The sequence below is a fragment of the Cytophaga hutchinsonii ATCC 33406 genome, assembly GCF_000014145.1.
GTDB classification, from domain to species: Bacteria; Bacteroidota; Bacteroidia; order Cytophagales; family Cytophagaceae; genus Cytophaga; species Cytophaga hutchinsonii.
The window spans coordinates 2,379,212-2,403,846 of the sequence record NC_008255.1; the positions used below are offsets into that span (position 1 = coordinate 2,379,212).

Genomic DNA, 24,635 nt, shown 5'->3' on the forward strand with positions numbered 1-24,635 from the left:
ATTGGTATTACCGGATTACAGTGATTTTTTTCCGAATCACTGAAGTATCTTTTTTAACGATCAGCACATAAGTGCCACCCGCCAGACTGCTCACATCTATCATCGCTCCGTTGCCGGTTGCTGTTGAAAAAACAGTTCCTTCTTTACCCAACACATCTATCAGTGTAAAGCTTGCATCTGATAAGTCTGCATCTGTATCAATAAATACGATGCCGTTTGATGGATTCGGATATACAGCTGCATTCAATGTATTCAATGCCTGCACGCCTGTTGTGATGGATTCCGATGTAACTGTTACCGGTGCCGAAGTTGTGACGCCTCCGTTACTGTCTGTTACCCGAACCGTAATCGTATGAGATCCTGCCGTTGGAGTGTCCCATGTGTACGTATACGGCGCTGCTGCTGCTGTGCCGATTACATCATCGCCTGCTAAAAACTCTACAAGGGTTATGCTACCATCCGCATCTGTGATATTCACCGAAATATCGATCGCTCCTGTTACTGCAGCATTCGGTGCCGGTGAAGTAATTGTAATAACAGATGGCTGATTTGCAACCACGCTTACCGTTGCTGCTGCTGAAGTTGCTTTGCAGTTACCCGCATTTGTTACTTCAACCGTATAGCTTCCCGCGGTCGTTGCGGTATAGGTCTGTGCGGTTGCTCCTGTGATTGCGACCGTGCCGTTGAACCATTTGTAGGTCAAAGCTGAACCTGCATTCGCCTGTAATGCTACACTTCCGCCCTGAGGAATCGTTGTTGAACCAGTTGCTGTGATTGTAGCAGTTGGCAGTGCAGTTACTGTTACTACTGTTGCTGCTGAAGTAGCTTTGCAGTTACCCGCATTCGTTACTTCAACCGTATAGCTTCCGGCGGCTGTTGCGGTATAGGTCTGTGCGGTTGCTCCTGTGATTGCGACCGTGCCGTTCATCCATTTGTAGGATGCACCTGAACCTGCTGTCAGTGTTGTGCTGCCGCCTGCGCAGAATGTTGTCGGTGTACTTGTCGTAATCGCTGCGGCCGGTAGTGCAGTTACCGTTAACGTAAATACAGAAGTTGATTTACACGTATTTCCATCTGTATAACTTGCCGTATAAACACCGCCCTGATTTGTTTGTACTGATGTAAGCCTAAGCTCTCTGGCCGATGCACTGTAACCGTTCGGACCTGTCCAGCTCCAGCCTGTATTTACTGTCGGCTGAGGACCCAGTACAACCGAAGAGCCAGCACACACCGTTGCGCCTGATACCTGATTCCAGGTTCCGCCATCTACCTGCGCATACTGCGTTAAAACCGGTAAGGCATTTACCGTCACCGTAGTCCCTGCTGAGGTTGCTGAACAGCCGCCCGGGTTTGTTACTGTTACCGTATAACTGCCGGATGCGGTGGCTGTATAACCTGAATTTGTCGCTCCTGCTATTGTTGCTGCTCCGTTCTTCCATACATAGCTGTATCCGGTGCCTGTACCTGCATTCAATACTACACTGCCTCCGGAGCAGAATGTGGTTGCCGTGCTTGCTGTTATCGCTGCTGCCGGTACCGTACAATTCAATCCTTTTAATACAACTGTTCCCATTAAAGCCGGATTGCTCCACGTATCATCTGTAGACGCAACCCAGGCAAGCTTACCTTCTCTTGCTCCTCCGTCATCGTCATCATTGATCATGACTTCAAAGCCCTGGAATGAATTTAATGAAGCAGTGCCGCCAATGGTGCTCCACGGGATGCTCACCTCCACAATATAACCGGTTGCTGTATTGCTGATGCCTTTGGTTATTCCTGTTACCGGATGTCCGTTGATCTCGTAGGCCGCTGTAACATCGTTCCAGCGGAACGTGTACTGCTGGTCGTTGGTGCCGTATGTCGTTGCTTTGGTATTGCCCAGATCAATGTATACTTCAACGCCATCGTCGTTGTACACATCCGTTCCACCATCGTTGCGCTTCACATCATCGGTTACCTGAACAAGCACATACAGATTAGACGCATCCCACATCGCTTTCCAGTTACCCGACAGATCTGTACCTGAGCTGATCGTACCGGTATTGTTTTTTGTGATACCTGTGGATGGAAAATTGCTCCACAAGCCGTCAACGGTTCCATCGATTGTGGGTGCAGAACCGGTCTGGTAAATAGGTTTTGCTACCTGAATGTTTATTGCCGTGCTCGTTGTTACTGCATTGGCTGCACTCGTTGCTTTGGCAGTGACCGGATATGTTCCTGCTGCTGCTGCTGTGATTGTATAGCTGTATGGTGAACTTGCATCTGTACCTAACAACGTTGTTCCGTTATAAAATTCTACTTTGGAAATGCTCCCGCTTGTGATCGTTGCCGTGGCATTGATCGTTATATTATCACCTTCTGTATAAACTGTATTGTTTACAGGTGCGGTAAGCGATACTACCGGCGAAGGAGTGGTAATAACCGGAGCAGTACCTACAAATGAAGTTGTACTTTGAGGATCAAGGGTAATTTGAAAAGAGCCGGTGCTTGAATTTATATTCGCTTCTTTAGCTAAACTTTTACTGCCCGATGTTACATATTTTTCCCAGGTAGTAACTTTTGTTCCGGGAACAGAAAGTGTAATTGTTTGTGAAGAGGTGCTTCTATTAATAGCAACCACCACTACATCATCTCCTTTTTTGTAGGCAGAAATATATACTCCTGTAGCAGGATTTTTAGTAGCATCAACCCGTTTGTAACCCGGACGGATAAACTTAGAATATTGCGCCATGCAATAACCGCGTTTGCTGATTGTTCCGTTTTCATTCATAGGGCCATACTGCCTGCGTATATACCACCAGGTGTATACACTCATTTGGCCTTCCACCATACACCTGTAAATTTCATACGACACATCGTTCGCAGACGGCCATAGATCGGAAGAATTCGCATCACTGTTGGTATAATGCTCGGTCATCCAACGTTCTTTTGTGGGTGCTTTTGAATCTGCTAACGGGTAATTAAAAACCGAAACCGGAGAATTTGCATCACTACCATATAAATGACATCCGATAATATCAATATTTGATAAAGCTGTCGGGTCATTCAATACTTTATCATAATAGGATTTATTATATGAAAACGATTCTGCCGTGATTACTTTAATTCCATTTACGCGTAATGTTCCGGCAATATTTTTAGTAAAATTATACACTTCATCAGCACTATACCAGGTCCAATCAAATCCCCAATCCGGTTCGTTGGCAAATGACATCGCATACAAATTGACGCCATTGTTTTTCATATAATTATTAAAATCAATAAGATGTTGTGCATACGCACTATAACTACCGGGCTTTAATCTTTTTTCCTGTCTGTTATTACGTGTTATCGTTTCACACATACTTGCAGGCGGATTCCATGGCGTTGCAAATATGGTAGCTCCTAATTGCTGCGCACGCAACGCTGTCGCCAGTGCTTTATTCCATTGGGTTTTATCATCATTAACAAAAATCCGGAGTACGGTTAATCCCATCTCACCGGCACCATTGCCAAATGCAGTAGTACGTTGTACCGCTGTCATGTCTCCAGCCCATTCCGGGTGATTGATACCTCCAAATCCCCGGATGTATTGTTTTTCGGATGTTAAATTAACGGTGGAAGTTTGTGCCCATACCAGACACGTGCTTAAATAAAATAAAACAGTAAATAATTTTTTCATACGTATAATTATTTCAAGACAGTTTTAATTGAATAGTAAAAACAGATAATACGTTTCATCAAAATGCAACAGGCTACGGAATAGATATTAAAAAGTCACCACTTAATATGAAAATGTTTATAAAAATCACTGAAGCACGGAGCGTATTACCCATCTCATAAAACACAATCAAAAAGGGGGCAAAAATATTTCGCCCCCTTTTGATTCAAACTGGAATAAAACTAAAAATTGGTATTACCGGATTACAGTGATTTTTTTCCGAATCACTGAAGTATCTTTTTTAACGATCAGCACATAAGTGCCACCCGCCAGACTGCTTACATCTATCATCGCTCCGTTGCCGGTTGCTGTTGAAGAAACAGTTCCTTCTTTACCCAACACATCTATCAGTGTAAAGCTTGCATCTGATAAGTCTGCATCTGTATCAATAAATACGATGCCGTTTGATGGATTCGGATATACAGCTGCATTCAATGTATTCAATGCCTGCACGCCTGTTGTGATGGATTCCGATGTAACTGTTACCGGTCCAGAAGTTGTGACTCCTCCGTTACTGTCTGTTACCCGAACCGTAATTGTATGAGAACCTGCCGTTGGAGTGTCCCATGTGTACGTATACGGCGCTGCTGCTGCTGTGCCGATTACATCATCGCCTGCTAAAAACTCTACAAGGGTTATGCTACCATCCGCATCTGTGATATTCACCGAAATATCGATCGCTCCTGTTACTGCAGCATTCGGTGCCGGTGAAGTAATTGTAATAACAGATGGCTGATTTGCAACCACGCTTACTGTTGCTGCTGCTGACCTTGCTTTGCAGTTACCCGCATTTGTTACTTCAACCGTATAGCTTCCCGCGTTCGTTGCTGTATAGCTCTGTGCGGTTGCTCCTGTGATTGCGACCGTGCCGTTGAACCATTTGTAGGTCAAAGCTGAACCTGCATTCGCCTGTAATACTACACTTCCGCCCTGAGGAATCGTTGTTGAACCAGTTGCTGTGATTGTAGCAGTTGGCAGTGCAGTTACTGTTACTACTGTTGCTGCTGAAGTAGCTTTGCAGTTACCCGCATTCGTTACTTCAACGGTATAGCTTCCGGCGGCTGTTGCGGTATAGGTCTGTGCGGTTGCTCCTGTGATTGCGACCGTGCCGTTCATCCATTTGTAGGATGCACCTGAACCTGCTGTCAGTGTTGTGCTGCCGCCTGCGCAGAATGTTGTCGGTGTACTTGTCGTAATCGCTGCGGCCGGTAGTGCAGTTACTGTTACTACTGTTGCTGCTGAGCTTGCTTTGCAGTTACCCGCATTCGTTACTTCAACCGTATAGCTTCCCGCGGCTGTTGCGGTATAGGTCTGTGCAGTTGCTCCTGTGATTGCGACCGTGCCGTTCAGCCATTTGTAGGATGCACCTGAACTTGCTGTCAGTGTTGTGCTGCCGCCTGCGCAGAATGTTGTCGGTGTACTTGTCGTAATCGCTGCGGCCGGCAGTGCAGTTACCGTTAACGTAAATACAGAAGTTGATTTACACGTATTTCCATCTGTATAACTTGCCGTATAAATACCTCCTTGTGTTGGTGTAACTCCAGTTAACGTAATCTCTCTGGTCGATGCACTGTAACCGTTCGGACCTGTCCAGCTCCAGCCTGTATTTACTGTCGGCTGAGGCCCCAGTACAACCGAAGAGCCAGCACACACCGTTGCGCCTGATACCTGGTTCCAGGTTCCGCCATCTACCTGTGCATACTGCGTTAAAACCGGTAAGGCATTTACCGTCACCGTAGTCCCTGCTGAGGTTGCTGAACAGCCGCCCGGGTTTGTTACTGTTACCGTATAACTGCCCGATGCGGTGGCTGTATAAGAAGATCCTGTCGCTCCTGTGATTACTGCTGTACCGTTCTTCCATACATAGCTGTATCCGGTGCCTGTACCTGCATTCAATACTACACTGCCTCCGGAGCAGAATGTGGTTGCCGTGCTTGCCGTTATCGCTGCTGCCGGTACCGTACAATTCAATCCTTTTAATACAACTGTTCCCATTAAAGCCGGATTGCTCCACGTATCATCTGTAGACGCAACCCAGGCAAGCTTACCTTCTCTTGCTCCTCCGTCATCGTCATCATTGATCATGACTTCAAAGCCCTGGAATGAATTTAATGAAGCCGTACCGCCAATGGTAGACCAAGGGATGCTCACCTCCACAATATAACCGGTTGCTGTATTGCTGATGCCTTTGGTTATTCCTGTTACCGGATGTCCGTTGATCTCATAGGCCGCTGTAACATCGTTCCAGCGGAACGTGTACTGCTGGTCGTTGGTGCCGTATGTCGTTGCTTTGGTGTTGCCCAGATCAATGTATACTTCAACGCCATCGTCGTTGTATACATCCGTTCCCCCATCGTTGCGCTTCACATCATCGGTTACCTGAACCAATACATACAGATTAGACGCATCCCACATCGCTTTCCAGTTACCCGACAGATCTGTACCTGAGCTGATCGTACCGGTATTGTTTTTTGTGATACCTGTGGATGGAAAATTGCTCCATAAGCCGTCAACGGTTCCATCGATTGTGGGTGCAGAACCGGTCTGGTAAATAGGTTTTGCTACCTGAATGTTTATTGCCGTGCTCGTTGTTACTGCATTGGCTGCACTCGTTGCTTTGGCAGTGACCGGATAGGTACCTGCTGCTGCAGCTGTGATTGTATAGCTGTATGGTGAACTTGCATCTGTACCCAACAACGTTGTTCCGTTATAAAATTCTACTTTGGAAATGCTCCCGCTTGTGATCGTTGCCGTGGCATTGATCGTTATATTATCACCTTCTGTATAAACTGTATTGTTTGTAGGCGCGGTAAGCGATACTACCGGCGAAGGATTGGTATTGTTACACGACGCGAAAGGCCCTGGAGCCGGACAGCAGGATAAACTCGCCTGAGAAGCGAAATATTGTTTCAGCCAGGTCATAGCCGGACGTTCGGTTCCGTTTGCATAAATGATTCCTGAATCCGTACCGCTGGCGCCTGTTTGTTTGTTTCCTCCAATCCAGGTTTGCCCCTGAATATATCCCCAGAATGTAATACCTGCAACATGCGGATGTTCCCATGCAACCGGAATCAACGTTGAATAAACAGCCTGTTGTTTCGCTTCATTTGGATCAGCTGTCTGATCAAATTCTGTAATATGAATAGGCAGGCCGGTTTTGTTCCAGATTTCGTCTATACAAGCCTTGAAGTTAGCAGCTGTTAAATTATTAATGCCGTGTGCCTGCAACCCTACTCCGTCAATTAAATTTTTCTTACCATCTGTAAGATTTGGTGCATTCTTTATAGCTATTGACATGGCTATATAAGGTGCTCTGCAGTTATTCCAATTCATTTCAATGTTATATTCATTGATTAACAATACGGCATCCGGAAAATGTTTTCTCGCTAATTGAAAGCACCATATTGCCCATCCATATTGATTATTCAAATCACCTGCATTAGCTGGTTCAGCTTTGTATCCTGCTGTAAGTGCTGCTTTCAAATTGGCTGGCATAGGAGTATTGACAGGTTCATTTAATACATCGATCATTTTCAAACCTCCCATAGCCGCGTAATGGTCTCTTACAGCTTTAAAGTATGGATCAATAGCAGCTTGTATAGTTGCAGCACTTGTATTCGTATTTGATACCCAACCAGGAGTTTGCGCTCCCCAAATAAGGGTGTGATATTTAAATATGCCATTGTTATTTTTTGCCCAGTTATAACAGATATCAGAACCTCCAAAGTTATATTGCCCCTTAGTCCCCTCTACAGATCCCCATTTAGAAGCATTTTCGGAAGTCACCTGATTCCAATAGGTTGTATACGTACTCGGCACGTTACCGGCAATGATGTTTCCTAAGTATTTACCTTTGCATTTACCAATCTGCGCTTGCCCGGTTTGAAATATGCACAGCAGGCAGATCAGGCCAATTGTTTTTAGAAGATGTTGTTTCATAGTATTGGTCGTTAATTAATTCCTCTTTTATTAATATTCTATTAGCAATCGAAACAATGAAGTCTACTTGATTACTGTAATTTTCTTTCTCAGAATTGAATGATCCTGTTTGATAATCAGCACATAAGTGCCACCCGCCAGACTGCTCACATCTATCATCGCTCCGTTTCCGGTTGCTGTTGAAGAAACAGTTCCTTCTTTACCCAACACATCTATCAGTGTAAAGCTTGCATCTGATAAGTCTGCATCTGTATCAATAAATACGATGCCGTTTGATGGATTCGGATATACAGCTGCATTCAATGTATTCAATGCCTGCACGCCTGTTGTGATGGATTCCGATGTAACTGTTACCGGTGCCGAAGTTGTGACGCCTCCGTTACTGTCTGTTACTCGAACCGTAATCGTATGAGATCCTGCCGTTGGAGTGTCCCATGTGTACGTATACGGCGCTGCTGCTGCTGTGCCGATTACATCATCGCCTGCTAAAAACTCTACAAGGGTTATATTCCCATCCGCATCTGTGATATTCACCGAAATATCAATCGCTCCTGTTACTGCAGCATTCGGTGCCGGTGAAGTAATTGTAATAACCGATGGCTGATTTGCAACCACGCTTACCGTTGCTGCTGCTGAAGTTGCTTTGCAGTTACCCGCATTTGTTACTTCAACCGTATAGCTTCCCGCCGCTGTTGCGGTATAGGTCTGTGCTGTTGCTCCTGTGATTGCGACCGTGCCGTTGAACCATTTGTAGGTCAAAGCTGAACCTGCATTCGCCTGTAATACTACACTTCCGCCCTGAGGAATCGTTGTTGAACCAGTTGCTGTGATTGTAGCAGTTGGCAGTGCAGTTACTGTTACTACTGCTGCTGCTGAAGTAGCTTTGCAGTTACCCGCATTCGTTACCTCAACGGTATAGCTTCCCGCGGCTGTTGCGGTATAGGTCTGTGCAGTTGCTCCTGTGATTGCGACCGTGCCGTTCAGCCATTTGTAGGATGCACCTGAACTTGCTGTCAGTGTTGTGCTGCCGCCTGCGCAGAATGTTGTCGGTGTACTTGTCGTAATCGCTGCGGCCGGCAGTGCAGTTACCGTTAACGTAAATACAGAAGTTGATTTACACGTATTTCCATCTGTATAACTTGCCGTATAAATACCTCCTTGTGTTGGTGTAACTCCAGTTAACGTAATCTCTCTGGTCGATGCACTGTAACCGTTCGGACCTGTCCAGCTCCAGCCTGTATTTACTGTCGGCTGAGGCCCCAGTACAACCGAAGAGCCAGCACACACCGTTGCGCCTGATACCTGGTTCCAGGTTCCGCCATCTACCTGTGCATACTGCGTTAAAACCGGTAAGGCATTTACCGTCACCGTAGTCCCTGCTGAGGTTGCTGAACAGCCGCCCGGGTTTGTTACTGTTACCGTATAACTGCCCGATGCGGTGGCTGTATAACCTGAATTTGTCGCTCCTGCTATTGTTGCTGTACCGTTCTTCCATACATAGCTGTATCCGGTGCCTGTACCTGCATTCAATACTACACTGCCTCCGGAGCAGAATGTGGTTGCCGTGCTTGCCGTTATCGCTGCTGCCGGTACCGTACAATTCAATCCTTTTAATACAACTGTTCCCATTAAAGCCGGATTGCTCCACGTATCATCTGTAGACGCAACCCAGGCAAGCTTACCTTCTCTTGCTCCTCCGTCATCGTCATCATTGATCATGACTTCAAAGCCCTGGAATGAATTTAATGAAGCCGTGCCGCCAATGGTAGACCAAGGGATGCTCACCTCCACAATATAACCGGTTGCTGTATTGCTGATGCCTTTGGTTATTCCTGTTACCGGATGTCCGTTGATCTCGTAGGCCGCTGTAACATCGTTCCAGCGGAACGTGTACTGCTGGTCGTTGGTGCCGTATGTCGTTGCTTTGGTATTGCCCAGATCAATGTATACTTCAACGCCATCGTCGTTGTACACATCCGTTCCACCATCGTTGCGCTTCACATCATCGGTTACCTGAACAAGCACATACAGATTAGACGCATCCCACATCGCTTTCCAGTTACCCGACAGATCTGTACCTGAGCTGATCGTACCGGTATTGTTTTTTGTGATACCTGTGGATGGAAAATTGCTCCACAAGCCGTCAACGGTTCCATCGATTGTGGGTGCAGAACCGGTCTGGTAAATAGGTTTTGCTACCTGAATGTTTATTGCCGTGCTCGTTGTTACTGCATTGGCTGCACTCGTTGCTTTGGCAGTGACCGGATATGTTCCTGCTGCTGCTGCTGTGATTGTATAGCTGTATGGTGAACTTGCATCTGTACCCAACAACGTTGTTCCGTTATAAAATTCTACTTTGGAAATGCTCCCGCTTGTGATCGTTGCCGTGGCATTGATCGTTATATTATCACCTTCCGTATACACTGTATTATTTACAGGTGCTGTAAGCGTTACTACCGGAACGGGCACCGCTGCTCCGGATAAAAAACGGATGGTATTCACACTGAAACTATTTGCACCGCCAACCCATCTTAAATACACATCATGTTGACCCGAAGAATTAAAACTTCCCGTTACATTCGTCCATACATCATTACCTCCTGTATTCGGAATCGTTATTGTGGATACTTTTGTTCCTGTACCACCAATGTTATCGAGCCATACTTCAAGGCTTCCATTGCTATTTGCTGAAGATGCATTTATTTCAATACCTGTAGTAACTCTGCTGCCCGAACCTAAGTCAACGCCAGCCAGCATAAGCCAATCTCCGGATGTACTATTTGTTACTACGCGACCAGGTGTTCTGGTTGCAAATGTTACACCATACCAGTTGTTTCTTCCTTCTACACGAACCGGTACAAAACCATACCGGTATGAAAACTGATCGAAATCAGCAGATGCAGCAGATGCATAAAGACCTACAGAAGTACCCACCCATTTATTATAATCGGTTTGTGATTTATCCATATTAGATACATCCTTTGTTCCTAGCTGTGTCCACACTAAACCATCTGCGCTGTAGTAACATGTCAGTATATGCAGGGCACGCTCTACGCGCAGCCATACCGTAGTACCAATGGCATTGTTAACTTCAGTTGTTACGCCTTGAAACGCCATGCCAATTTTTTTACCGTTGTTATAGCCTGTATATAATGTAAAGGTGACATCGTCATTACCGCTGGTCATTCGGATACCTGCTTGTTGCCCATTGGCAGTAGCATTCAGATCTACCTTTGTAGTTAATGAATAATATTTCCCTTTATCTTTTTGTAATAGATGGGTGTAGCCGCTTCCCGGTTTTAGACGCATATAGCCCGGGCGTTCGCTTAAACTATATTTAGATGCATTGGCATAGACCTTACTTAAAAAATGCCAATTCAAACTTAATGTTGTAGATTCAAAATAATCAGACCGGATGAATTCATAATCAATATTACTGCTTGGCAGATTTGGCCCCTGTACCGGATTAACACTTACCGGAACGCCTTTAGGCACGCCATTTCCATCCCATATAACCTGGTGCAGATGACTTTGTCTGCCTTGTCCTTCCCAGCCTCCGTTATCGTAGGCATGCGAAAGGCACCACCATGTTCCGTCGTCTAATTTTATGGGTTGTGTAACATGGTTGGGACCTGTAAAACCACCGGAACCTGTTGAAGTTTGCCAGAAATTACCATGTCGCGTCCAATCGGATTCTACATTCGAAAGTTTTGCAGAACTCAATACATATTGTCCGCCTGTTACGTTACCAGCTACAAACATATAATAGCGTCCATTGCGTTTACACATCACCGGGCCTTCTGCCCAGCTGTATGGATGGCCATTTGCATTGATCCAGTTCATGTTCAAAGCTTGTCCGGATGGTTGTCCATCCATACCTAATTTTTGAAGACCATTCAGATCCTGTCCGTTTTTCAACAGCATATAAGGAGTTCCGTCATCATCCACAAAAATAGAGTTGTCATAGCCATACACGCCTGTATTTGTATTTACTTTTACCGGTGCAGACCATGGACCAGCCATGTTTGTTGCGTTACAGAAATATTGTCCGCCACCTGCGTTATTCGAAAAATATACCCAAAACTTATTATTAAATTGAGCTAAGGCCCCTTGCCAGGTACCTCCGGAAGGTGTATCATTATTAGGAATGCTGGATGTTGGCGGAATTACACGTGCAATTACTTCCCAGTGCATCAAATCTGTTGAATGAAGAATCGGCAGATACGGTGTAAAATGAAAATTAGAACCGGTAGAATAAAAATTAGCACCCACGCGCATCAATGTCTGATCCGGATGATCACCGGGAAGAATGGGATTCACATAGGTTTGGATGCCATTCGTACCTGGTTGATTTGAAAGTTGAGCAATCACATTGTTTCCATAAAATAGAAGTATTGAAAGACAAAGGAGCACTCTGGCTTTTATGAATACATCAATAAGTGATTTAAAATTCTGCTGACTAATTGAGCTTCGTAGAAAATTTCCCATACGGACTTTATTTTGGTTAACTGGCCCTTTTTCGAAAAAAGACTACAGGCTACGTGAGCATTCAAAAAAAGTCATCAGTAAAATGTAAGAAATTGTTATAAAAGTGCAAGAACTGTTAAAATATGCTTTTATCGGTCAAATTCGCATATAAATACATTTTATATAGCGTATAAAAATTTAAAACAGCATTGAATTTTACGTTGAATAAGGATTTAGAATAAAAAGGAGGCTAATACGCAAAAAGATGTAACGTGTTTCAAAATAAATTTATAACTGAAGTGCCATAAATAATTCCAATGTACTGTTTGGCGTAGGAAAAACACTGTGGTAAATGCTGTATGTTGTTACAATAGACAGCTCAGTTCCATAAATGAGTACATGCTGCACACCAAAATTAAATGACGTTTTTTTCAGTGAAAAATTATTCACTCCTAGTATAACATGATCTGCAACATCGCTCATTAAGCCTAAACTATAGGAAAAATTGTCATTGCCGGAAAACTGAATGACTCCGTATGTTGTTAATTTAATGCGTGGCGCAACTCTGAAGCGTTGTGAAACATCAATATTATATAACCTGTTCAGTTTAAAAGATTGATTCACCGGAATCAATACAGGAGCGAATAATTGCTGTACTCCAAAACCGATTACCGTATTCTGCCGGATATAATGTATTCCAAGCATTCCATCCGGACCAAAGTCTGAACCTCCTGTACCACCTTGTGTAGTAAGAAACGCATAATTGATAAACCCAATTGAAATGCCTGCCGACAATGCAGCCTTCGCACTTACCTGAGTGTACCAGGAGTATCGAAACTGACACCTGCTTCTATATATATATTGACCCATTTTCGAGTTTGAAGCTTCCAAACCTATAAAATGATACGAATTTGCCCGGGAGGTTCCAATCCGTTTATCCATATCCAAATAATATCTGTTTACGTATTTAATCAAACCCAATTCATCTATCGCATTAATACGTACTTTGAATACATAAGAAGTATCAGATGCCGCCGGATTTATTAAATATGGATTAATGATTGTTTGACTAAATTCTTCGAAAAGTGTTGTATTAAGCTGAGCCTGACTGCAAAATGTCTTACCCAGCAATAAAAAAACAATCCCGATTACAGGCTTAAAACGCATACTGCTTTTCAAGATTTTAGTCATCTATAATAGTATAAGAAAAGTAAAGTTTAAGATTTATAGTCGTTAAATATAATATTTAAAATAATAAGTGCTGACTTTTTTTTATGTATTACGTAGCTTAAACAATGAAAGATAATTCAAAAATCATTATTGAATGCATCCGTACAGGAAAAAATAATGAGGCGTTAAAATATTTATACAAAGACCCGCTCAGAAAAATACGAAAGTTTATTTTGATGAATTCAGGTACGTTGGATGATGCCGATGATGTCTTTCAGGATGCGATCATTGTTTTATTTCAATACGTTAAAAATGGAAAATACAATGAAGAATATGATCTGGATGGATTTTTGTTCCGGGTTGCTAAAAACTCATGGATTGACATTGCACGAAAAAAACAAAAAGTAATTAAAGCATCTTTTATTGGTTTTGATATTAGTGATGAAACAGACCATTTAAATGATTTGATCAAAGACGAACAATTAAATACGTTTCATTTTCTGTTTAATAAACTGGAAGATAACTGTAAAAAGATATTATCTTTCGTTGTATTTGATAAAAAAAGCATGAAGGAAATTGCAGAACTCATGGGATTTAAAGATGAGAAGGTTGCTAAAAATCAACATTACCGCTGCAAAAAATATTTTACAAAAATAGTTTCTGATAATAAAGAAGCATTAACCTTTTTAAAGAATTGAACCCGCAAGACGAACTATTAGACACCATTGACAACTACCTTAACAGGGTTATGTCGGAAGAAGAGCGTTTTGCTTTTGAAGAAAGACTTGCTCTGGATGAAACATTGTCGGCCAAAGTCAATGAAGTACGGCTTACCAATGAAGCAATCTATTATGCATCATTGGCTGAACTAAAAAACACCATTGGTAAGGACATTAAAAATATTAAATACAAACCTTCCTTTAACTGGAAAAAAGCCTCGTACATTTCTATTGCTTCCCTGGTATTACTATCCGGAATAACAACATACGTTTTTGTCAACAATACAGACAACAAATCTGTCAAACAAGATCGTGTAAAAAATAAACAGCGTGCTATTCAGGCAAACAACGGTTCTGTAACCTCAGAGAAAGCCGTTGATGCAAAGAAATCATATCAGCAACAACCGCTTACAATACCAGGTAAAATAGATTCTACACAAAAAGATGTTCCATCTAAACAGAATTTAATCTTACCTGCAGATAACAATGTGCAACAGGTTGAAAAAATAAAACCTGCAGATTCCGGAAATACGCTTCAAAAAAATGATTCTGACCAAAGTATTAAAAATATTGTACCACCCGAAACAGATACTAAAATCGCCTGTGACAAGTTATTTAAAATAAATACGGAGGCTTCGTGCAAACAAAAAGAAACAGGCAGCATCCATATTATTTCAGACGGGGCATATTCGTATACATACCAGGTCGATATTCAAAGCACTTCAGGATCAAAAGCAACGTTTACCAATATGCCCTCAGGAGTGCATGAAATTCTGGTTACTTATGGCAAAGAATGTATATATAAGAAAAAGGTTTCAATAGCCGAAAAATGGTGTGCTATGAATGAATCATATAGCTTTAATCCGGATTACAATGAAAAATGGATTTTAAATTATGAAACCGGCGCATCGGGAACATTTACTATCTTTGATAAATCCGGAAAAGATATATATAGCAATACATTCGGATCCGGAAATGAAGAATGGAACGGAACCAGCAATCAAGGAACAACAGTGCCTGTTGGTATTTATATTGCATTCATTAATTACTCGGATGGACGAAAAGAAAAAGTAGAATTAACAATTGTCAGATAAATTAAACGTAATGAGAATACTATTGACATCATTTTTTTTCCTTGCTATTCGCGTTGCTTTTAGTCAATTACTAACATTGCAGGATGATCACCTGCGTGATAAATTAATTTTATCCTATCCTCAGGTAATGCAGGGTAACGCACTGGATATCTCTAAAGCTTCTTTACTTACAAATGTATTAGACTTACGCGGCGCGGGTATCACTAATGCAGCCGGCATAGAATATTTTAAAAGCATAACTACGCTGGACTTAAGCAACAATCAACTTACCAGTGTACCGAATATTTCAGGCATAACCGGACTCGTTAATTTTTATGCGTCAAACAACAAATTAACTTCATTGCCGAATATGGCAACTTTACACTTGAAAGATTTTCAAGTAGTGAATAATATGCTTACAGCACTTCCTGATTTATCCGGTTCTACAGGTTTACTATCTCTGTATTGCAGCAACAATAATCTTATAGAGTTCCCTCCGCTTACACAATTTCCACAACTCAGCAAATTAGTTTCAGGACAAAATCCAATCAGTGCTTCTTTTATTGATGTAACGCCCTGTATACACCTTACCGAACTGCATGTACACAAGACAGGTATTGATACGATTATTGGACTTGAAAAATTGACAGGTCTTACAACATTGTATGCCTGGACGAATAACATAAAAAGTTTCAAGTCCCTGGATCTGATAAGCACACTTACAATCTGCATTATTTATGACAATCCGTTTTCAGACATGCCATACCTGCAAAACAAATCCGCACTCAACAGACTAAACGTAAATGGTGCCTTACTTACGTTTGAAGACATAAAACCTGTACTTCAAAATCCTCCGGCAACATTTATTTACTCTCCTCAACGGGAAATTTTCTTTGCTGATGTTACAGCACGGGCTGAAAATAATTATACACTAACCTATCCTGTAACCGCACCGCTTTCATCAAATATATATGTATGGTTTAAAAATGGCATCGTAATCGATAGCTCTGCATCGCCATCATACACATTTAGTCCGTTAAAAAATGCAGATGCGGGTAACTATCAATTGAAAATATACAATACATCTGTTTCATTATTAACATTAAATACCAATACGTTTAAGATTACTGTACAACCTTGTATTGAACTTAATATCATCAATGCTGATGTTGTAAGTAAGGATTGCAGTAAAGGTTATACCATTGACTTTTCACAAAATCAAATCTCTGGCGGTACTCCTCCGTTTACCTACGAACTCGCAACAAGTTCAACACGGAAAAACATTAGCTATCCCCTCGTTGAAAATGTTGAAGCCGGAAACTATTTTCTTAAAGTAGTAGATTCCAGACTATGTAGTGCAACAAACAATTTCGTTTTAAATAAAATTGATAACTGCGACCCTGTAATGACTCCAAACGGAGATGGCATTACCGATACATATTATATTGAAAAAACCGGAAAAGTAACTGTATACAATCTTCAAAGAGTTGTAGTAAATACCTTACAAGCACCTATTGTCTGGGATGGAACTGATCGCAATGGTGCTTTACTTGATGCCGGATTTTATATTCTGATTATGGATGGCGAAAAGCCTGTTTATTTAACTATAATCAGATAGTTTCAATAGAAAAATTTTGCTGTGCAAGTAGGCACATAAACTGCATGTTGAAGTTTATGTGCTTTTATTTTTAGGAACACATTTTGGCAATCTTTTACCCGCTTTTATTTTCATTACAACTTGTTCATAACCGCTCCGGCACGCATCCTGCGTGGTGCGCTTTATATTTTTTTTATTTGATGTTGCCCTAGTCAGTAGGCACAAATCTCATTCGCCCTGTTAGGCCTACGTTTAGGCGATCTTTGCAGTCGCACGGATTAAGGGCTAACGGGGCAGCGCGGTTTAACATTATCCGATCGGCTTAAGGGGGCAATGGAGTCTAGGCCCTACACGCCTTCAGCGTGTGCCTTTTCGCCAATCTGCTGACGCCACATCGCGTAGTACAATCCTTTTTCGAGCAACAGGTCTTCGTGTTTGCCGGATTCAATGATGTTACCTTTTTCAAGAACAAATATTGTATCGGCATGCATGATAGTAGATAAACGGTGTGCAATTAGTATGGTAATATGATCTTTAACGGTCGACACCTCGCGGATCGTTTGGGTAATTTCTTCTTCCGTTATTGAGTCCAGCGACGATGTGGCTTCATCAAATACCAGAATATCCGGCTGACGCAACAGTGCGCGTGCAATCGATAAGCGTTGCTTTTCTCCTCCTGAAACCTTTACTCCACCCTCGCCTATTACCGTATCTAATCCTTTATCGGCACGGGCTAACAATGTGCCGCAAGCAGCTTTATGCAATACAGCCAAACACTCTTCGTCTGAAGCATCAGGTCTCACGAATAATAAATTCTCACGAATCGTTCCGGAAAACAACTGCGTATCCTGCGTAACAAATCCGATCTTTTCACGCAGTTCATCCAGATCAATGTTTGTACTTAATACATCGTTATACAGAATACTTCCGTCTTTAGGCGGGTACAGTCCTACCAGCAGCTTCACCAATGTTGTTTTTCCTGATCCTGACGGCCCAACAAACGCAATAGTTTGTCCATTGTGCGTTGAAAAAGAAATGCCATTGAGTGCATTGCTGCGGGCAGATTGATGCTTGAAACTCACGGCATCAAAACGTAAGGTGTTTATCTGTCCGATTGTTTCCGGACGTTGTGGTTTAATCTCTTTTGGAAGATTTAATATACGGTCAAAATTTAACAGGGATACTTCTGCTTCCCGGTATGTAATGATCACATTTCCCAGCTCCTGCAGCGGACCGAATAAAAAGAAGGAATAAAACAAAAACGTAAAATACATACCCGGTGATAATTCATTATCAAAAATGAGCAGCAGTAAAATAACCACCATCACACTGCGTATAAAGTTTACCGTTGTACCTTGCAGAAAACTCATACTGCGCACGTATTTTACTTTTTTAAGCTCAAGAGCCAGAATCTTAAATGTCGTGTTATTCAGCCGTTCAATTTCCTGATTGGCAAGTCCAAGGCTCTTCACCAGTTCAATGTTGCGAAGCGACTCTGTAGTAGAACCAGCCAGCGCGGTAGTTTCTTTTACAATACTTTTCTGAACAACTTTTATCTTACGGCTCAGCAGCCAGCTTGTAAAAGCGATAATAGGAACCGCAGCGAAGTATACCAGCGTCACTTTATAACTTACAGATAAGGAATACACAACAACAAACAGTAAACCCACTACACTTGCGAATAAAACACTGATAAAAGAGGTAATGAATTTTTCTGAATCGGTACGCACCTTTTGAAGAATACCCAGCGTCTCTCCGCTTCGTTGGTCTTCAAACGTTTGATACGGCAGCTCTAACGAATGTTTTAAACCATCGGCATACATCTGTGCCCCTAATTTCTGCACAACAATACTCGTGAAGTAGTCCTGAAGATTTTTAGCAATCCGGGAAACCATAGCAGCACCGATGGAAAATCCGACAAGAATTAAAATGCCCTTAACAAACTCCGCACGGGAAAGTATCTCTTTTTTTTCTATAAAATTATCGACGATTTTACCGGTTATATGCGGATCCAGTAAAGAAAAGACCTGACTTGTAGATGCCAGAAGCAATGCTATTGCAATAAGTCCTTTGTAATTCTTTAAATAATTTAGCAGTAATTTCATTTATATATAATACAATATTGAGCGAATCAAACATAAAAAAACGGATTGTCGTTCCATTGCAGGGGCAAATCGCATTTGGTCTTTAAATAAAATCGCAAATACCCTTTAAATAAAGGGCATTTGCACCTATTCAACAGATAGATACGTTTTAACAATACATGTATCTGTTGCCAGCACATATAACGCCACGGTGGAAAGAAATCCTTCTCCTGTTTTATAAATACATAGAACCGGAAAAAGGATTTTGCCTGTCATAAATTCAAGAAACCGCGCTTACTCAATAACAAGTTTTTTCACTGCACGCCCTGTTTCTGTTTGCACATCTACCAGTACAATACCAGAAAAGTTTGATGAAATATTTTCTGTAGAGGTAAAAACCTCTTGCTGCCCCAGTGTATTTGTCAACGTAACTTTCTGAACAGGTGTATTGGTGCGAATGCAGAAAGTGCCGGCAGATGGATTGGGATACAGGATCAGTTCTATTGTATTTTCACCGTTCTTAACAGACATAGCTGCATTGTTGTTCCATTTTGCAACATACATGCCACCAGCAGCATCTGTAAAACGGCCTGCAGCATATACGTTTCCAGCGTGATCAGTAGTTACAGATAAAATATCACCGTTTGCATTCAATGCCTGTTCACCTGTACCAATTGTTTTCCAGGTAGTACCGTTCCATTTAGCTACGTAATGTCTTTCGTTTTCATCGGTAAAATAACCTGCAGTATAGACATTATCATCCTTATCAACAGCAATACTTGTTACGTGGTTATTTGCATTCAGCGAATTACTTCCTGTACCTGGTATATACATGCCCATACCATCCCATACAGCCAGGCACGTTTTGTCATAGGAATCCTTAAACCATCCCCCCAGGTAAAGATTACCCTGATGATCAAACTGCATAGCCCAATACACGATTTCACCGTTTAAGGAAGTACTATAATATCCCCATCGGGTACCATCCCATATACCCAGACTTCTGTCTGCGCCGCCTATATACACAAAGCCATTATCTGCTGCTGCAATGGAATAAATATTCCGGATATTTGAAGCAGTTCCATCCTTTATCTCCAGTGCAGTCCACGATGTGCCATCCCATTTTACTACTTTATACGGATAATTTAAATATACATTTGCCATCTTAAAATTTCCCGCTGCATATACATTTCCGGACTTGTCTACTGCTATACATTCAATCGCATCATCTGCCTTAAGTGCATTGGTTCCTGTGCCCAGTACGGACCAGCTGGTTCCATTCCATTTCGCCACATATCTATGCCCATTCACATCTCTGAAATCACCTGCCACATAAATATTGCCTGCATCGTCGCGTATCATTTTGCGTATATAACTGTTGGCATTTAATTTATTGTTCCCTTCCCCTACTTCAGACCACGAGGTACCATCCCATTTAGCAACATAATAAAAACCTTGCGCATTTTTAAAATATCCCGCAGCATATACATTGCCTGCATTATCTGTTACAACTGAACGGATCATATCATTTGCAGCCAAAGCTTTTGTACCTGTGCCGAGTTGTTCCCAGCCCTGAGCCTGGATAAAAGTACTGAAACAGTAAAAAGAAACTATCAGTAAAACGATTTTTTTCATACGTTGAAATTATTAATATCTAAAAGGAGATTTGTTTATGTTATTCTTTCACAAATTTGACAGGTGCATACGAAATGTTATTTCCGATAAAAATAAGTGTGTACATACCCGGAGTAAGATCACTGTAATCCATATAAGAATCACCTTGAACAAGAATTTGTGAACTGATTTGTCTGCCTTGCACATCCAACACCGTTACAGTGAGTGCTTCGTTTGCAGATGGAATCTGAATCAGACCATTACATGGATTGGGGTATATATTAATGACAGGTTTTTCTGCCACAGCAGTTGCTGTATTTAATGGCTGCTTCCATTGAACAATATAATTATTTGCCTGATCGGAATCTATAAATAACATACCGCTTGCAAACAGATTTTCAGAATTCGGATCAGAAATAATATCCATAATCTGTCCGCGTATTTCAAGCGGATTGCTCATCCCCGGCCCCATAGCTGACCAGGATGTACCATCCCATTTCGATACGTATACGCCACCTTTATTATCCACAAATGTACCTCCTGCATACAGATTGTCGTGTGTATCTACCATAAGCTTTTGAACGCCTGTATCCGGGTTTAATGAATCCATACCTGCATCCACCTGCGACCAGGTATTTCCATTCCACTTTGCAACATAATAGTGATTGGCTGCATTTTTAAAATAACCGCCAGCATATAAATTATTCTTTGAATCTATCGCTAGTGAATAAATGGGGCCATTAGCATTTAATGCATTCACTCCAGTACCTACTTCAGACCAGCTACTCCCGTCCCATTTTGCGATATAATAAACCTCATTACTTTTTTGAAGTCCTCCTGCCACATAAATGTTACCCGATTTATCTGAGATCATGTCATAGACACCTCCCTGAAACCGTTGTGTATATGGAGGATTAATGCCAATGTCTGTCCAGCGCTGCCCATCCCATTTCATCACACTTATATCGTATGTATTTGTTGAATTAAAATAGCCGGCAGCATACACATTACCAGAAGGATCAGCAACTACAGCATTAATGATAACAACCTTACGAACAGCGTTCATCAGATTACCATCCAGCTCCGTCCAGTTTGTACCATTCCATTTGGCAACATAAATTACACCTTTTTCATAAGGCTTATTTGTAAAATTTCCGGCAGCATATAAATTACCTTCCGAATCAAATGTAATACTGTTTATCGATGCATCACCATTCAGTGGATCTGTTCCTGCACCAAGCTCCTGCCATTTAATTCCATTCCACTTTATAACAGTTTTGTAACCATTTTGATTAAGATAATTGGCAGCATATAAATTACCGGAAGCATCAACAGCAAGACAGCTGGCCATTCCTACGTTCCCTAAACGCATCCAGTTCTGTGCAGATACATGTATATGTATACAGATCAAAAAAAACACGAGTGAGAGTATATTTCTTTTCATAAAAAGCAGTTAATGAATACCTCAAAGGTACAATATAAACTCATTAGAATAATCTACAAGCATAATAGGATTATACAATCACCTGAATTACAAGACCAAATAGTTAATCCATATTCTGTCTTTTCAAAAAAATACGCAGCATCATTTCCATGCGGTTACTATTTAGCGTATTGAGGCTGGAAGACGGTTGAAAATACGTAAACGACAGATCACCATAGATGGCATCGATCTGAAGTTCCTTTAACATCACCGTACCGCCAAACCCTTTATGCTGATGATACAGTACGCCTGCTGAAACATTGGGTATAATACCGCAGATCACTGCACCATGCATACCACGGATGCCTTCTGCGCCAACATAATATTTTGCAGCAATTAAAAGATTCGTACGGGCAGATACGTCAATTCTGTAATCAAATACCAGCGTTGCATAACGGGAAAGTGTAAATCGATAATTAACAGGAGTGATTTCTGAATTAAAGATTTGGTTAGCGGAAATTCCTGCATTCATTTTTTTTCCTTGCAGCCAAATACCCGCACTTCCATCAGGTGCAAAGGCCGAAATCCCTGCACTGCTGTTTGTACCTCTTACAGAATAATTGAATACACCACCTGCAATACCAGCCGAAAGTTTTAACCGGCTGTTTAAAGGTACCTGTAAGGCATACCTGAAAAATACACGTGTCCGTTTAAGCAATTCTGTTTCATACTCGCTATCAATAACAAGGCCGGGAGCATGTACAACAGTATTCTTTTTATTGATCTGGAAAGAAGCATCCATATAATACTGTCCGATGTTTTTTAACAAGCCGGTATAAAAACTATTCAGTAGCCGCAAGTCTCTATATGCGTAGGTACTTCCTGCTGCCGGATTATCAAAAGCATAATTATTCTGAAACTGAAGAAAAAATGAAGGATACAGGTTCTGTGCGCAAATTTGCATACTTCCATATACAAACAAAAAAACGACCAGTACTCCTTTTTTTATTATTTTCATAAATTACTATAAAGATTACCATAAAAATCACGAATTAAAAATTATTGAAAAGTGTGTTACTTTTAACCTGTAAATTTGTACCCTATCATTAACCCGGATTAATGTTTTGAAATTCAGCACACCTGAAATAATTTATAAGATAAAAACAGCCCAGGACAAACAAGTCTTAAACTGGCTGTACGATACCGTTTACCCGAAAGTACGAAGGTATGTACTGGGTAATAACGGTTCCGTGGATGATAGCAAGGACGTATTTCAGGAAGCTGTGCTTGTGCTATACAAACAGGTGATCGATAATAAATATGATCTGGTGAAAGACACCGAAGGATATGTGATAACAATATCCAGAAATATCTGGATCAATACCTGTCGTAAAACAAACAGACAGCTAAATATTGAGCTGGCAGGCAATCCCGTTCAGGCTGAAGACAATGCATTGATCAAGCTCATTATGACAGAAAAATGGGATGCCTTCCAGCGCCTGTTTGATATGATCGGAGATCGTTGTAAACAGCTGTTATTATATTCTACTTATGAAAAAATTTCCATGGAAGAGATTGCTGTAAAAATGAATTTTACCAATGCCAATGCAGCAAAGACAACCAATTACCGGTGCAAGCAAAAGTTAATCGAATTGGTTGCTTCCAACAAAGACCTTGCTAATTCGTTACACCCATGAAACCAGACGAAATTATATACGAATGGATCGATCGTTACCTGACCGGACAACTTATGGGAGAAGAATTATCTGCCTTTACAGAAAAGCTTGCGTCTGATGCAACATTTTATTTACTCGTAGAAAATCAAAAAGCGGCGAATACAATTATTCTGGGCAACCGGCTTGCCCAGATAAAGCAACAGATGGACGCAGACTTCAGATCAAAAGACACCAAACGTAACCTTACTAAATGGGGAATTAGTGGATTGCTGGGAATATCTGTAGTAATCTGTACCTTGGTTTATAGATCGGATATACCTGAATCTGAGCCAACGGCGCCACAGCAGATAAATGATCCGAAGTTCGCTTCGGTCAACCGTTCTTCAAAACATACTGAGCACCCAGCAGAAGAAAAAACGCCGTCATCAAATATACATACAGGCATATATCGGCCTGCTGAAACAACTGCTTCCGGCAATAAAAAATCGTTGCCTGACCTGAATCCCAATGCAGGATTTGATACTAACCCTACTTCATACATACAAAAAACAGGCAGTACAAATTTTAACGAAGCTGTTGCTGAAGAACAAAAAATAAACACAAATCAATTTACAGATACACATCCAGGTAAACCTAAAACGGAACTGTGCCAAGGTGTGACTATAGAAGCCATTCTTACCATAGATGCAGCTTGTGCCAATAAGTATGACGGAGAAATTCAGATTGCCGAACATACGGTAAAAGGCGGCCTCGCGCCATATACCTATACACTAATCAATAAAACAAACGATACGGTCAGACAACAAAGTCCATCATTTGTTTCCTTACACGCTGGTCAATATACCTTGTTTTTCGAAGATGCAAACAGGTGTCTTTCAGCATATAAAAAACCTTTATATGTACATGAAAAATCATGTACGGCGCCTGCACAGTCTTTCAGCCCGAGAGCAGGAGAACGGTTTGAGTATCCTGTATCCGGAGACAGCGACGCGGATATCACAATCTACAACCGCGGTGGACAAGCTATTTATAAAACACATCTACAACGGGGAGTATCTGATTTCTGGGAGGGCACCAACCAAAACGGACAATTATTATCTGCGGGTGTGTATATTTACATTATTGAATACGTATCCGGGATAAAAGAAACCGGTGAAGTAGTACTATTCTGAG

At 41.6% G+C, this 24,635-nt stretch carries 14 protein-coding genes; 5 read left to right on the plus strand and 9 right to left on the minus strand.

Annotated elements, in window-relative coordinates; all coding sequences use genetic code 11:
* Positions 1 to 7 precede the first annotated feature (7 nt).
* The 4 genes from CHU_RS09985 to CHU_RS10000 all read right to left on the minus strand — a co-directional run bounded on the left by CHU_RS09985 (position 8) and on the right by CHU_RS10000 (position 13,297).
* Positions 8 to 3,661 carry a sugar-binding protein gene (locus tag CHU_RS09985; protein ID WP_011585422.1) on the minus strand — a complete coding sequence of 1,218 codons (3,654 nt, stop codon included), beginning with the start codon at positions 3,659 to 3,661 and terminating at the stop codon, positions 8 to 10.
* Between the two features lie 234 nt (positions 3,662 to 3,895).
* Positions 3,896 to 7,639 carry a sugar-binding protein gene (locus CHU_RS19200; RefSeq protein ID WP_011585423.1) on the minus strand — a complete coding sequence of 1,248 codons (3,744 nt, stop codon included), beginning with the start codon at positions 7,637 to 7,639 and terminating at the stop codon, positions 3,896 to 3,898.
* A gap of 63 nt (positions 7,640 to 7,702) precedes the next feature.
* Positions 7,703 to 12,127, minus strand: a complete 4,425-nt coding sequence (locus tag CHU_RS09995) for a sugar-binding protein (protein WP_011585424.1) — start codon at positions 12,125 to 12,127, stop codon at positions 7,703 to 7,705.
* 267 nt (positions 12,128 to 12,394) lie between these two features.
* Positions 12,395 to 13,297: a type IX secretion system membrane protein PorP/SprF gene (locus tag CHU_RS10000; RefSeq protein WP_143144187.1), complete on the minus strand. Its 903-nt coding sequence runs from the start codon at positions 13,295 to 13,297 to the stop codon at positions 12,395 to 12,397.
* A gap of 104 nt (positions 13,298 to 13,401) precedes the next feature.
* On the opposite strand from CHU_RS10000, the gene CHU_RS10005 reads away from it, so the two are divergent.
* From CHU_RS10005 to CHU_RS10015, 3 genes are read left to right on the plus strand one after another with little or no spacing between them, the layout of a single operon-like run.
* A complete protein-coding gene (locus tag CHU_RS10005; protein WP_011585426.1) occupies positions 13,402 to 13,974 on the plus strand; it encodes an RNA polymerase sigma factor in 573 nt (190 codons plus the stop codon).
* A 50-nt stretch (positions 13,975 to 14,024) separates the two neighbouring features.
* Positions 14,025 to 15,089: a gliding motility-associated C-terminal domain-containing protein gene (locus CHU_RS10010; protein WP_011585427.1), complete on the plus strand. Its 1,065-nt coding sequence runs from the start codon at positions 14,025 to 14,027 to the stop codon at positions 15,087 to 15,089.
* A gap of 10 nt (positions 15,090 to 15,099) precedes the next feature.
* The gene (locus CHU_RS10015) at positions 15,100 to 16,686 is read left to right on the plus strand and encodes a glycoprotein (RefSeq protein WP_011585428.1); all 1,587 of its coding nucleotides are present in this window, start codon (positions 15,100 to 15,102) and stop codon (positions 16,684 to 16,686) included.
* 326 nt (positions 16,687 to 17,012) lie between these two features.
* On the opposite strand, the gene CHU_RS10020 is transcribed toward CHU_RS10015, so the two are convergent.
* From CHU_RS10020 to CHU_RS10035, 5 genes are all read right to left on the minus strand, one after another.
* Positions 17,013 to 18,770, minus strand: coding sequence for an ABC transporter ATP-binding protein (locus CHU_RS10020; protein WP_011585429.1), 1,758 nt, complete (start codon positions 18,768 to 18,770; stop codon positions 17,013 to 17,015).
* Positions 18,771 to 18,896: 126 nt separating this feature from the next.
* Positions 18,897 to 19,025, minus strand: a complete 129-nt coding sequence (locus tag CHU_RS19790; RefSeq protein WP_256236187.1) for a hypothetical protein — start codon at positions 19,023 to 19,025, stop codon at positions 18,897 to 18,899.
* 18 nt (positions 19,026 to 19,043) lie between these two features.
* On the minus strand, positions 19,044 to 20,384 hold the full coding sequence (locus CHU_RS10025) for a T9SS type A sorting domain-containing protein (protein ID WP_011585430.1): 1,341 nt from the start codon (positions 20,382 to 20,384) through the stop codon (positions 19,044 to 19,046).
* 40 nt (positions 20,385 to 20,424) lie between these two features.
* Complete coding sequence (locus tag CHU_RS10030; RefSeq protein WP_011585431.1) at positions 20,425 to 21,807, minus strand: T9SS type A sorting domain-containing protein; 1,383 nt, start codon at positions 21,805 to 21,807, stop codon at positions 20,425 to 20,427.
* 103 nt (positions 21,808 to 21,910) lie between these two features.
* Positions 21,911 to 22,804, minus strand: a complete 894-nt coding sequence (locus CHU_RS10035; RefSeq protein WP_041932326.1) for a type IX secretion system membrane protein PorP/SprF — start codon at positions 22,802 to 22,804, stop codon at positions 21,911 to 21,913.
* Between the two features lie 106 nt (positions 22,805 to 22,910).
* Here CHU_RS10035 and CHU_RS10040 point away from each other — a divergent pair, with 106 nt between their 5' ends.
* Complete coding sequence (locus CHU_RS10040; protein WP_011585433.1) at positions 22,911 to 23,483, plus strand: RNA polymerase sigma factor; 573 nt, start codon at positions 22,911 to 22,913, stop codon at positions 23,481 to 23,483.
* On the plus strand, positions 23,480 to 24,634 hold the full coding sequence (locus CHU_RS10045; protein WP_011585434.1) for a gliding motility-associated C-terminal domain-containing protein: 1,155 nt from the start codon (positions 23,480 to 23,482) through the stop codon (positions 24,632 to 24,634). Before CHU_RS10040 ends, CHU_RS10045 begins: the two co-directional genes overlap by 4 nt.
* Position 24,635 lies beyond the last annotated feature (1 nt).

Excerpts from the sequence above, each read along its gene's own strand:
- CHU_RS19200 (WP_011585423.1), bottom strand. The coding sequence starts at position 7,639 with ATGAAACAACATCTTCTAAAAACAATTGGCCTGATCTGCCTGCTGTGC.
- CHU_RS10025 (WP_011585430.1), bottom strand. The coding sequence starts at position 20,384 with ATGAAAAAAATCGTTTTACTGATAGTTTCTTTTTACTGTTTCAGTACT.
- CHU_RS10045 (WP_011585434.1), top strand. The coding sequence starts at position 23,480 with ATGAAACCAGACGAAATTATATACGAATGGATCGATCGTTACCTGACC.
- CHU_RS10005 (WP_011585426.1), top strand. The coding sequence starts at position 13,402 with ATGAAAGATAATTCAAAAATCATTATTGAATGCATCCGTACAGGAAAA.
- CHU_RS10020 (WP_011585429.1), bottom strand. The coding sequence starts at position 18,770 with ATGAAATTACTGCTAAATTATTTAAAGAATTACAAAGGACTTATTGCA.
- CHU_RS09985 (WP_011585422.1), bottom strand. The coding sequence starts at position 3,661 with ATGAAAAAATTATTTACTGTTTTATTTTATTTAAGCACGTGTCTGGTA.
- CHU_RS19790 (WP_256236187.1), bottom strand. The coding sequence starts at position 19,025 with ATGACAGGCAAAATCCTTTTTCCGGTTCTATGTATTTATAAAACAGGA.
- CHU_RS09995 (WP_011585424.1), bottom strand. The coding sequence starts at position 12,127 with ATGGGAAATTTTCTACGAAGCTCAATTAGTCAGCAGAATTTTAAATCA.
- CHU_RS10035 (WP_041932326.1), bottom strand. The coding sequence starts at position 22,804 with ATGAAAATAATAAAAAAAGGAGTACTGGTCGTTTTTTTGTTTGTATAT.
- CHU_RS10030 (WP_011585431.1), bottom strand. The coding sequence starts at position 21,807 with ATGAAAAGAAATATACTCTCACTCGTGTTTTTTTTGATCTGTATACAT.
- CHU_RS10015 (WP_011585428.1), top strand. The coding sequence starts at position 15,100 with ATGAGAATACTATTGACATCATTTTTTTTCCTTGCTATTCGCGTTGCT.
- CHU_RS10000 (WP_143144187.1), bottom strand. The coding sequence starts at position 13,297 with ATGACTAAAATCTTGAAAAGCAGTATGCGTTTTAAGCCTGTAATCGGG.
- CHU_RS10010 (WP_011585427.1), top strand. The coding sequence starts at position 14,025 with ATGTCGGAAGAAGAGCGTTTTGCTTTTGAAGAAAGACTTGCTCTGGAT.